Source organism: Paenibacillus alvei DSM 29 (assembly GCF_000293805.1).
Lineage (GTDB): Bacteria > Bacillota > Bacilli > Paenibacillales > Paenibacillaceae > Paenibacillus_B > Paenibacillus_B alvei.
Genome location: NZ_AMBZ01000001.1, coordinates 749,194 through 761,675 on the forward strand (window position 1 = coordinate 749,194; position 12,482 = coordinate 761,675).

At 49.0% G+C, this 12,482-nt stretch carries 7 protein-coding genes, 1 pseudogene and 1 riboswitch; of the genes and pseudogenes, 7 read left to right on the top strand and 1 reads right to left on the bottom strand.

What is annotated here, in order from left to right:
* Nucleotides 1-55: 55 nt before the first annotated feature.
* Nucleotides 56-2,734: a magnesium-translocating P-type ATPase gene (gene mgtA, locus PAV_RS03445; RefSeq protein WP_005543552.1), complete on the bottom strand. Its 2,679-nt coding sequence runs from the start codon at nucleotides 2,732-2,734 to the stop codon at nucleotides 56-58.
* A gap of 603 nt (nucleotides 2,735-3,337) precedes the next feature.
* Nucleotides 3,338-3,507, bottom strand: a riboswitch (M-box (ykoK) riboswitch).
* Nucleotides 3,508-3,764: 257 nt separating this feature from the next.
* Between mgtA and PAV_RS03455 the strand changes: the two genes are divergently transcribed.
* From PAV_RS03455 to PAV_RS03485, 7 genes and pseudogenes are all read left to right on the top strand, one after another.
* Nucleotides 3,765-4,493, top strand: coding sequence for an amino acid ABC transporter ATP-binding protein (locus PAV_RS03455; RefSeq protein WP_005543555.1), 729 nt, complete (start codon nucleotides 3,765-3,767; stop codon nucleotides 4,491-4,493).
* 113 nt (nucleotides 4,494-4,606) lie between these two features.
* Nucleotides 4,607-5,412 (top strand): annotated as a pseudogene (locus tag PAV_RS03460) (transporter substrate-binding domain-containing protein).
* Nucleotides 5,413-5,518: 106 nt separating this feature from the next.
* Nucleotides 5,519-6,190 (top strand): amino acid ABC transporter permease, encoded by a 672-nt coding sequence (locus PAV_RS03465; protein WP_005543557.1) that lies wholly within the window; start codon nucleotides 5,519-5,521, stop codon nucleotides 6,188-6,190.
* Entirely contained in the window at nucleotides 6,190-6,840 is a 651-nt protein-coding gene (locus PAV_RS03470; protein WP_005543558.1) for an amino acid ABC transporter permease, read from the top strand. Before PAV_RS03465 ends, PAV_RS03470 begins: the two co-directional genes overlap by 1 nt.
* A gap of 109 nt (nucleotides 6,841-6,949) precedes the next feature.
* On the top strand, nucleotides 6,950-8,203 hold the full coding sequence (locus PAV_RS03475; protein ID WP_005543559.1) for an ATP-binding protein: 1,254 nt from the start codon (nucleotides 6,950-6,952) through the stop codon (nucleotides 8,201-8,203).
* Between the two features lie 16 nt (nucleotides 8,204-8,219).
* Nucleotides 8,220-9,140, top strand: a complete 921-nt coding sequence (locus tag PAV_RS03480) for a response regulator (protein WP_005543561.1) — start codon at nucleotides 8,220-8,222, stop codon at nucleotides 9,138-9,140.
* A gap of 772 nt (nucleotides 9,141-9,912) precedes the next feature.
* Nucleotides 9,913-12,264, top strand: a complete 2,352-nt coding sequence (locus tag PAV_RS03485; RefSeq protein ID WP_005543563.1) for a ribonucleoside-diphosphate reductase subunit alpha — start codon at nucleotides 9,913-9,915, stop codon at nucleotides 12,262-12,264.
* The last annotated feature ends 218 nt before the right edge of the window (nucleotides 12,265-12,482 follow it).

A 12,482-nucleotide genomic window follows, 5' to 3' on the forward strand; every position in this document is an offset into this window, starting at 1 on the left:
CGCGCATTAAGTCCTTACATCATTCCTTGCATTGTTGGCCCTTGCATCTCAGCTCTTACAACCAGTCGTTGAAGCGGCGAATGTACCATTTCTTGACGGACTGCGTCAGAATACAGTACCCCAGCAAAATCGCAGCAAGCCATGGGAAGTAGGACATTGGCAGCGGTACCAGACCAATGCTCTCACCGAACTCGGAGAACGGAATCATAATGCCCATCAGCATAATAAGCACCGTCAACAGCATAACAGGCAAGCTTGCCCGACTCTGGATGAACGGCACTTTCTCCGTACGGATCATGTGGACGATCAAGGTTTGTGACAGCAGCCCCTCAATGAACCAGCCCGAATGGAACAATGCCTGATCTGCTGGCGTATTTGCGGCAAAGACGAACATCATCAATCCATACGTGAGAAAATCGAAGATCGAGCTTGTCGGACCGATGAATAGCATAAAGCGGCCAATCGACTTCGCATCCCATGTGCGCGGCTTTTTCAAAAATTCTTTGTCCATGTTGTCCCAAGGAATCGACAACTGCGACATATCATAGAACAGGTTCTGCACGAGCAGGTGCAGCGGCAGCATAGGCAGGAACGGCAGGAACAAGCTTGCTCCCAATACACTGAACACATTCCCAAAGTTCGAGCTGGCCGTCATCTTGATATACTTAATCATGTTGCCGAACGTGCGGCGCCCCTCAATAATCCCTTGCTCCAGTACCATAAGCGATTTTTCAAGCAAAATGATATCTGCTGATTCCTTCGCAATATCGACCGCAGTATCTACCGAAATACCGATATCTGCTTCCTTCAAAGAGATCGCATCATTAATTCCGTCCCCCATAAATCCGACAGTATGCCCCTTCTCCTGAAGCGCACGGACGATACGCGCCTTCTGCATCGGATTCAGCTTCGCGAAGACAGTTGTCTGATCAGCCAGTTCCGCAAGGGCCGTATCATTCAAATCATCAATTTCCTTGCCGAGCACGATACGCCCTGTTTCGATGCCAACATCACGGCACACCTTGCGCGTTACCGCTTCGTTATCTCCTGTCAGCACTTTCACCGCTACGCCATGCTCAAGCAAGGCCGAAATTGCTGGCGCCGCACTACCCTTCGGCGGATCAAGAAATCCGATGTATCCCGCGAACACGAGACCTTGTTCGTCAGCAGCACTGTAGGATTCCTTGCATGTTCCATCCCGCATCAGCTTAATGGCTACGCCGATAACACGAAGGCCCTCCTCGTTCATTTCATTTGCTTTGCGCAGCAGTTCCTGCTTCATGTCCTGTCCCATGCCAAAGACATTTTTTCCATCCAACATGGAATCGCATATGGACAGCATCTCTTCCATAGCCCCTTTGCAGACGAGAAGATGCTCGCCTTGTTTTCTGGACAGCACCACTGACATTCGTCTACGGTTGAAGTCAAAGGGAATTTCGTCGACCTTATTGTAATCATGATCGATGCTTGCAAGGTCGTTCTCCTCCGCCCGCTCGACGACGGCACGATCAAGCAGATTGCGCAGCCCTGTCTGATAGCGGCTGTTCAAGTAAGCATACCGCAGCACCTGTTCGCTTTCTTCTCCATGGATGTTCAGATGCTTCTCCAAAATAATTCTATCCTGCGTTAAAGTCCCTGTCTTATCTGTGCACAGGACATTCATCGCGCCCAAGTTCTGTATCGCATTAAGCCGCTTCACAACCACCTTCTGGCGCGACATTGCCATCGCACCCTTCGCGAGATTCGACGTCACGATAACAGGCAGCATTTCCGGTGTAAGCCCGACAGCCACAGATAATCCAAAAAACAGTGCACCCCACCAGTCGCCTTTCGAGAACCCATTAATGAAAAAGATAATTGGCACCATGACAAGCATAAAGCGAATAAGCACAAAGCTGACACTGTTGATGCCGCGCTCGAAGCTAGTTATTGGCCGAGCCCCAACCAGGCTGTGCGCCATCGCGCCGAAATATGTCCGCGCTCCAGTCGCAATAACGACTGCTGTCGCAGATCCGCTTACCACCGTCGTCCCCATGTACCCCATATTATCGAGCTCTAGCGCCTGCTTCGTTTTCTTAACACTCTTCATCCGACGCTGTTCAGGCATGACGCCAATATCGCGCTTTTCTACTGGCATTGCTTCACCTGTCAGCGCCGATTCCATGACAAGCAGATCCTTAGCCGACAGGAGCCGGACATCTGCTGGAACCAGATCGCCTGCAGCAAGCCTGATCATATCGCCCGGAACGAGCTGCTCCATGTCTATTTCACGGCTTTGTCCGCCGCGTATGACAGCAGCAGTCGTCTTTACCATCGCCTTCAGCTTCTCTGCCGTGCGCATAGAGCGGAATTCCTGTATAAAAGTGATGATGATGCTGATCGTTACCATTGTCGAAATAATAATGACCGCCTCTGTATCATCCGTTAGTGCAGAAAAAACATCCAAACCGAGTAGTACCAAAATAAATGGGTTCTTAAAACATCTCAGCAGTTGAATATACCAAGCAGGCGGCTTCTCATACGCAACTTGATTGTGGCCGAATTCCTCCAAGCGGCGCATAGCCTCCATCTCATCCAAGCCGTAAGGCTTCGTCTTCAGTTCCTCCAGCACATCATCAACATGAGCCTCCGATGTCTCGATTAAGCGCTGCTCCAGCTTCGCATTAGTCAGATCCGCATCTTTGCGGGACATGACATTCCATTTGCGTTTCCCTTGATTGACCTTCATTTCCATGTGAATTCCTCCTTCTTGTGCACCAAAATACGCAAAAAGACCTCCCTGTCTACAGGGAGGTCTGCATGACCCGAACCGTGATTTCCTTGCTGTCACTGCATACGCATACTTGTTCCGCACCAAAAGGGGGAATCCCTCAATTCACGGGTGGTTACACTTGCCTGCGAGCATGCTTCCTTCAACCGGGGCAGGAATACAGCGTGCATATGCACACACGAATCCCTCCAATGCCAGCATGAAATGACCTTGAATTCTCATTCGAGGCTCATTCGCCCACAAGTAAACACCCGTTACTGTACCGTGGATACTTTTCATCTGCTGATCAAAGCACTCGTTCCAGCACTTCAACCTATTCGCATGAAAAAAGAAGCCACCCCATTTATTAGTGTCGGCAAGTGAATAGCGCATAGGAAAGCAAGGAGAATCCAGGTTCTCCCGTTCCAAGGTTTCACAATGCTATGCAGTTGTGTCTTCGGACTCGGGCTTCCGTCCATGCGTAATCACCGCCTTCTCATTTCTGTTTGCAAATCATACGAAAAAACCCTTCGGCTCGCCGAAGGGTTACGCATGCGCAAATAAAGAACTGGGATATTGCCTATACCGTTCTAGCCCTCCTCGTCGAGCTTCAGCACTATACAACGTAAAGGTTACATCCCTTAGCCACCTTAAGAAAAGCCTTAATCCGACAATTCCTGTTCTACCCATGGGCATCTCTCGATATTTCTGGGCAGTGGCCTCTGTTCGTATAGGAGCCTCACCTAACAAAGCTTGGTTTGGTTTTCCTCATACAATGTATTACGGGCACTTCTAGTTTGTCAACCGCAAAACGCAAAAAGGGAAATTTAGGCATCCCTACGCAAATAGATTATATCGCGGAAAACGTCGCCCCTCCCCCCATTTTCATGCAGAACAAATAAATTAACTTCAAAAATTTTTTGCATCAATTTTGTCGGATTCGGTCATTTTCGGTGATTTCTCTATTAAGCTGATTGCTATACCGATTCCGCTAGGCGGCGAAAGGAGGAAAACCATGATCCATTTTCATCAAATCAACAAGCATTACGGCAGCTTTCATGTACTCAAGGACATTAATTTAACGATCAATCAAGGCGAAGTCGTCGTCGTCATCGGACCAAGCGGCTCGGGGAAAAGCACGATGGTTCGCTGCATTAATCGACTCGAAACCATTACCGATGGCGAGCTGATCGTCGACGGTATACGCGTAAATGACAAATCCACTGACATTAATCGACTGCGCCGAAATATCGGCATGGTATTCCAGCATTTCAACCTGTATCCCCATAAAACGGTGCTGCAAAACATTACGCTTGCACCTATGAAGGTAGCCGGCATGTCCAAGCAGGAAGCGGAGGAAGCGGCGAGACTTTATTTGGCCAAAGTAGGCATTGCCGATAAAGCCAATTCCTACCCTGCCCAATTGTCTGGCGGACAGCAGCAGCGTGTTGCTATTGCAAGAGGCCTTGCAATGAAGCCTAAAATTATGCTGTTCGATGAGCCTACATCAGCATTGGATCCCGAGACAATCGGCGAGGTGCTTGACGTAATGCGGACACTTGCGAAGGAAGGCATGACAATGGTTGTCGTCACTCACGAGATGGGCTTCGCCAAAGAGGTAGCCGATCGCGTCGTGTTCATGGATCAAGGGCGAATTGTCGAGGAAGCAGAGCCGACCGCCTTTTTTACCAAGCCGCGTGAAGAGCGTGCCCAGGCATTCCTCAGCCGGATTTTGAACCACTAAGCGATAGGGAACTATCACCCTACACTGCACATGCACATGATTTCTCCGCTGTCAAACCCGATGACCCTTCGAACCTTTTGGACTTTTTTAAACTATGAAAAGGAGCGTGTCACATGAAACGTTGGATGAAACTGATGAGCATGGCAATAGTAGCCGCATTTGTTGTAAGCGCTTTATCCGCATGCGGCAATCAAGCCTCTGAAGGCGAAGGAACACTCGCCAAAATTAAAAGTAGAGGGAAGGTTATTGCCGGCGTTAAGTACGACCTAAATCTCTTCGGCCTGAAAGACCCTGCTACCGGCAAAGTGCAAGGCTTGGACATCGACATCGCAAAGCAAATTGCGAAAAAGGTGCTGGGCGACGAAGATGCGATTGAGTTCATGGAGGTCACATCCAAAACTCGCATTCCGATGCTGAAAAACGGAGACATTGACTTCATTATCGCCACGATGACCATTACCGATGAGCGCAAAAAGGAGATTGATTTTTCCGATGTATATTTCACTGCCGGCCAATCCCTGCTTGTCCCTGCTGACAGCCCTATCAACTCCATTAAGGATTTGACCAAGGATTCCAAGGTGCTCACTGCCAAAGGCTCAACATCCGCCAAAAACATCCGCGAATCTGCACCTGACGCTCAAATCCTCGAATTTGAAAACTATGCAGAAGCATTTACAGCCCTGAAGGCGAAGCAAGGCTCCGCGTTGACGACCGACAATGCGCTCCTGTACGGCATGGCCAAGCAGGACAACAACTTCCGCGTCTTGGATGAGACATTTACAGAAGAGCCTTATGGCATCGGCATCCGCAAGGGCGACACAGAGTTCATCAAAGCGGTCAACGATACCTTGAAAGAGCTGAAGGAAAACGGGGAATACGAAAAAATGTTGAAAAATGGATCGGCAAAAAGCCAAATTAACAGGCGACATGTTCGTACGACTGAGTTGAGGGGATAAGCGCTGGGCTGCTCGTCTCCTCTTTTTGATTCCAAAATCCAAAAGACGATAAACGAGGGAGGAACATGTATGGTTATTAACTTTTCGATTCTTAGCGAGCATTTGGATCGCTACCTGGCCGGGCTAGGGGGCACACTGGCCGCCAGCCTGATTTCGCTCGTGGCAAGCTTTATCCTCGGCGCAATTATTGCCGTATTCCGCATCACTCCCTTCAAGCCGCTGCAATGGATTAGCGCGATTTATGTTGAATTTTTCCGCAATATCCCGCTTATGCTCATCGCATTTTTTACGCTGATCGCCCTTCCTCTTCTAACCGGGGCTGTCCTCGTACCATTCGCGGCAGGGCTCACAGCACTGACCGTATATACTTCCGCCTTTATCGCAGAGGTCATTCGCGCAGGCATTCAGGCTATACCTAAAGGTCAAATGGAGGCAGCCCGTTCTTCCGGACTCACCTATGTTCAAGCAATGTGGCATGTCATCCTGCCTCAAGCCGTCAAGGTCGTCATTCCCCCGCTGGGCAACCAATTTTTGAATTTGGTGAAAAATTCGTCGATTCTTACGGTATTATCGGCATCGGACTTAATGTATCAGGCAGATCTTATTAACTCTGACACATTCGACACATTCAGCACCTACATGTTTGCCGGATTATTTTATTTGCTGCTTACCGTTCCGCTCAGCTTCGGCATTCGTTACCTTGAGCATAAGTATCAACCTGTGAAAGGAGTGCGGGCATAATGGATTTCATCGGGGCGCTATCCTCTGCCAATTTGCAATTTTTGCTGAAGGGATTCCTCATCACCATCGAGGTCGCTTTGCTGTCCATCGCTATCAGTTTTATTATCAGCGTATTGGTCGGTACTGTTCGCTATGCCAAAGTGCCCTTTCTCGGCAAATTATTCGCTGTGCTGGTAGAAACCATCCGCAATCTGCCGCTGCTTCTGATTATCTTTTTTATTTATTTTGCGCTACCGCAAATTGGAATCAAGCTCGATAAGTTCACCGCGGCCGTAGTCGCGCTCGTTATTTTTGAATCGGCCATGATCTCCGAAATCGTGCGCGGAGGACTGAACTCGGTTGAAAAAGGGCTCATTGAAGCAGGACGCTCCTCTGGACTGACGAAGACGCAAACGCTGTGGCATATCGTACTCCCTATCGCACTTCGACGGATGGTGCCGCCAATCGTCAGCCAATTCATTTCACTCTTGAAGGACACTTCACTAGCTGTCGTTATTGCCCTGCCAGAGCTCATGAATCACGTCCAAATTATTAACGGGCACAATATTAATTACGTTATTCCGACATTCCTATTTGCAGCCCTGTTGTATTTTGTCGTTAATTACCTGCTTTCCCTTGCTTCACGCAGACTCGAAAATAAGCACACCTGAAAATGGATAATTTAGGAGACAAAATACTCCCTTTTCCGGTACGATAGAAGAGAAGATGTCTTGACCCTATTTTCGTCGACGAAAACGGAAAGGAGCCGTTCTTATCAGCTTGCGCGACCAAAGGCTGCTTATTTGGAGCATCATTTTATTGTCCACGGGACTGCTCGGTGAAATGAAGATCACCCCGTTCGGCGATGATTTTCGATTTTCACTCGGCATTATGGCTTATTTTTTCGGATTGCTGTTGTTTTCGGTACCCGTGCTTGCCACGGGTATCTCAGTAGGGGCATTCGTTGTATTATTCCGGATTTCACTTGGATTACTGCTGTATGACACCCCTGTCCTCACCGGATTTACACAGCATATGCCCGTATTTTTCTACTATGTCACATTCGCAGCCATCATCTCGCTGCTCAAAATCAAGGCGAATGTAGAGTATCATGTTAAGGTTGCTTTGTACGGCGCGCTTGCAGATATGGCATCCAATGTGGCAGAACTGATCGTTCGCATTGCCTCCGGCGCTCCAGCCAGCATGAGCTATCATGAAGGTCTGCTTATTATTCTTGTCGGGCTGCTGCGCAGCTTCTTTGCCGTAGGTATGTGCAATATGCTTGCGATTCGGCAAGTGCGGGCACAGGCCGAGCAGCGTCGGTTGGAGCTGGAACGCCTAATGATGATTAATTCGGATTTGTTCGAAGAAGCGTTCTATCTCCGCAAATCGATGTCCCATATTGAAGAAATTACGCGTGAGAGCTACCAACTGTATCAATCGCTCAAGCAGAGGCTTTATCCAGATGCAACACAAGCTCTGCAGATCGCCAAGCATGTACATGAGCTTAAAAAGGATTCCGAGCGTATCCTGTCTGGCCTATTTAAAATCATTCATCAGGAGCGCATGCTCTCCAAACGTATCCAGATCACGGAGCTATGCGCCATGGTCGTAAGAGCCAATACCAATTACAGCCTGCTGCTCGGAAAGCAAATTCAATGGGGCCACTGTTGCAACATCAATCTGTCTACCACCGAGATCTACCCGCTTCTCTCTGTGCTGAACAACATCGTATCCAATGCCGTTGAGGCGATCCCGCATGATGGGAAAATCGACCTACAGGTTGATCTTCAGGATGATTCCATCCTGTTCGCTGTCGTCGATAATGGGCCGGGCATCTCAGCAGACGATCTGGAGCTGATCTTCCATCCCGGATATACGACCAAGTTCGATGCCGAGGGAAACTCTTCTACAGGCATCGGCCTATCACACGCCACTGACATCGTCCAACTGTTCAAGGGCGACATTGACGTGACCAGTGCACCTGGGTACACTTGTTTTCACATTCGAATTCCTGTAGAGCGTTTAACTTGAAGGGAGGATGTTCGTTTTGTTAAAATTTTATCTGGTTGAAGACGACCCTGCCGTTCGGAAAATGCTAATACGCATCATTGGTGAAAGTGGTCTTGGCGAAGTAGTCGGCGAAGCCGACGATGGTTCCTATGTATCGCCGGCGGATATTAGCCATGCGGATATCGTTATCATTGACCTGTTAATGCCAGGCCGCGATGGAATTGAAACGGTAAAGTCGCTGCGGGAGAATGATTACAACGGTCGATTCATCATGATTTCTCAGGTTGAAAATAAGGAAATGATCGGAGAAGCTTACCAGCAAGGGGTTGATACTTTTATTCAAAAGCCGATCAACCGCTTAGAGGTGCTGGCTGTCCTTAGACGGGTATCCGACCATTTGCTGCTCGAGAAATCCATGAAGTCCATTCGAAATTCGCTTCGCTCCCTCGAGGTACTAGGAACGGGAGCCCTGCATGCTCAGCAGGAGTACGCTCCTGTACATCAAGAGAAGCTTATCGAGCAGCGAGCGAGATCCCTACTCCTGCAGCTTGGCGTTGTTGGCGAAGCAGGGGCTTCGGATATGATTCGGATTGTGAGCTGGCTCAAAACTCAAGAGCAGGAGCAACAGATCCTTCAAGATTTGCCTCCGCTCAAAACGATTTATGAACAAATCACATTGCGCGGCCAAGCTGCGGGAGAGCATCTCAAGCGGGATGTCCGTGCAACAGAGCAGCGAATTCGACGCTTGACATTGCAAGCGCTTACCAACTTGTCTTCTATCGGGTTAAGCGATTACGGCAACCCTACTTTCGAGTATTTTGCCGCTCGCATGTTCGACTTTCAGGAGGTTCGGCTCCGCATGCGAGAGCTGGAGACTTCCTGCAAATCGACATCCTGCAAAATAAATTTAAGGAAATTTCTATATGTATTTTATATCGAGTGCTCTTCTACTTCGTGATCGGATAAGTGGCAAAATGTGAAATGCACATGGAAACATGGAATGCTGGGCACACTTTCCTTCCCATGCGTACATGCAGCCAGTACATACGAAATTCGATGTAATATATCTGGCTGCTGCCCCCTATCCTTCCTGCATTCGACATCGTTCGCGATCAAGAATTGTCCACTGTACAAGGACATTCAGCGCCCTAACTTCCATAGAATAGCCGCCTATCTTATCCTTCTTTTTTCGGCATGATCTCGTACCTCAAAAAATTTTTTATCCCCCGCCTTCATCCCTTGGACAAGCCTGCTAATAAGGAAAACCGCCATTCTCGCACCTCGCAAACCGTGACAATTATCACCTTAAGCCTATTTACTTGCCCAATATGTTGTAGTATATTTACGTAAGAATATCTACATGTTGTGATTATTAAGAAATTGATATGATAAGCAGGAAAGTGCAAACAACCTCGAAGACAGCCACACAAGACAACCCTTGCGCTGTATTCGAGGTTCGTTTTTAGAGCCGATTCACGAATCGCTGGATAAATGGCAACTTGTCTAAGCCATGTCGGAAGATCGAGATTGATGAAGGTGTGCGTCCTTGTCTGGCGCACGCGTTGTTCTTATGCGCTCGAACAGAAGAGTGCTCCATTTCAGGCGTTTTGCCAACACCCTTTATGTTGGATACATACTTAGCACTCGACGAGAAGCTTCCCTTTTGCGCGATTCCGACACATATAGCGAGGCTCCATCCCAAATCGATATTCGAGGAGGAATATTTACGAATGCAGACGACAACACCTATCGTCCATACTGTTCATAAACCTAACAACCGCTCCTTGGCATTCGATGCTAACCGCATCATGCGCTATGGCGAGAGAATGATGGCACCATACCCCCAGCTTGACCGGGATCGGTGGCACCGCGGCGTATTATCCAAGCTGCGCAGCAGCAGCGTACAGGCTTCTGATATTATCCAAGCGAGCATCATGACGGCATTAGAGTTGGTGACGAAGGAGGAGCCAGACTGGAAGTTCGTTGCTGCACATTCCTTATTAACGAAGCTCTATAAGGAAGCTGCCCTCCATCGCAACTATAAGGCTTATCCAGATAAGCCCTATGGGGATTTCTACAAGCTTATTACTCGCCTATGCGATCTTGGCATCTACCGTCAGGAATTGCTTGAGGCATATACGCCTGAACAGATTCGAGAGCTTGGTCAATCCATTCAAGCGGAATATGATCAAATCTTTGACTACATCGGCCTGCTGACATTAGCAGAACGATATCTCGCAACTGACTTCGAGGGCCGTACGATGGAATTGCCGCAGGAGCGCTACATGATCATTGCCATGTATCTGATGCATAAGGAGCCTGCAGAGCGCCGGGCAGAGCTGGCGAAGGAAGCCTACTGGGCGATGGCCAATCTCTATATGACCGCCGCTACACCGACCATGGCGAATGCCGGGAAGAAGGTTGCCGGCCAGTTGTCCAGTTGCTTCATTGACACGGTGGATGACTCACTCGAGGGGATTTTTGAATCGAACACCGACGTTGCCCGCCTGAGCAAGATGGGTGGCGGCATCGGCGTATATCTAGGGAAAATTCGCGCCCGCGGCTCCGATATTCGCGGACATAAAAATACGAGCTCAGGCGTTATCCCTTGGATTCGCCAGTTGAACAATACCGCCGTCAGCGTCGATCAATTAGGTACGCGCAAAGGCGCTATCGCAGTATACTTGGACGTCTTCCACAAGGACATTCTCTCCTTTCTCGACTTGAAGCTGAACAACGGGGACGAACGCATGCGGGCCCATGACATTTTCCATGGCGTGTGCTTGCCGGATCTGTTCATGGAGGCAGTTGAGAATCGGGATGACTGGCATCTGTTCTGCCCGCATGAAGTGAAGAAAATCATGGGCTGGAAGGACGAGAAGGGGCGCTCTCTCGGCTTAGAGGATTTCTATGATGAACTGCGTGGTCAAGGACAGTTCCGCGATAAGTATGCCGAAGCAGTCGCGAACCCAAGCCTGCCGCGCATTACACTGCCAGCGATTGACATTATGAAGCGCATCCTCAAATCTCAGCTAGAGACCGGCACACCTTACATGTTCTACAAGGATGCGGCTAACCGCGCCAATCCGAACAAGGCGCATGGCATGATTTATAGCTCCAATCTGTGTACGGAAATTATGCAAAACATGTCGCCTACTCTGATCGAACAAGAGGAGCTGACCACGCAGGATGGACAGTCCCGCATTATTATTAGCAAGCTTCCTGGCGATTTCGTCGTCTGCAACTTGAATTCCATTCATCTGGCACGCGCAGTGCGCGCCGATGTCCTAGAGCGGCTTATTCCGATACAAGTTCGCATGCTCGACAATGTCATCGACATCAATCGAATCGAAGTGCTGCAAGCGCAGCATACGAATCGACGCTATCGCGCCATTGGCCTTGGCACCTTCGGCTTGCATCATCTGTTGGCCTTAGAAGGCATCGCATGGGAATCCGAAGAGGCTGTACAGTATAATGACACTCTCTATGAGAAGATCAACTACTTGGCAATTCAAGCCAGCATGAAGCTTGCAAAGGAAAAAGGAGCATACCCGCTCTTTGCCCAATCAGAATGGGAGAACGGCCGCTATTTCTCCGAACGGGAATATACGACGGGCACCCGAGAAGGCAAATTCGTAACGACCGAGCAATGGCGTGAGCTGGCTGCACAGGTACAGGCGAACGGCATGCGCAATGCGTGGCTGATGGCGGTAGCACCGAACGGCTCAACTTCCATTATTGCCGGCTCTACGGCCAGCATTGATCCGGTCTATGATCTGCTCAGCTATGAAGAGAAGACGACCTACAAAATCGCGAACCCCGCTCCAGATCTATCGGAGAAAACGATCTGGTATTATAAGACAGCTTTCCGACTTGACCAGAACTGGTCGATTCGAATGGCCGCTGCTCGCCAGCGGCATATCGATCAAGCGCAAAGCTTTAACTTGTATGTGCGTCCCGATATTCGCGCAGTAGAATTTCTATCGCTGCATCTTCATGCGTGGAAGGCAGGACTGAAATCTACGTATTACGTACGCAGCCAAGCATTGACGGTCGAAGAATGCGAGGCTTGCAGCTCATAATAAGAAACGTTGAGGTTAAGCTCTCTTAAATGAATAACTCATCATCAGAACGCCTACCTGTCCATGGCTAGGCACTGGTACCGAAATAAGAACATAAGATCTGGAAAGGCAGTAAGTACAATTGCAACATGCGCCTGCTTACTGCCTGACAGATTCGCCATAAATGGTTTAGTTTCATAGAAAGTGCATGGGAAATAGGGAGTATAGAAAGGAAGAGT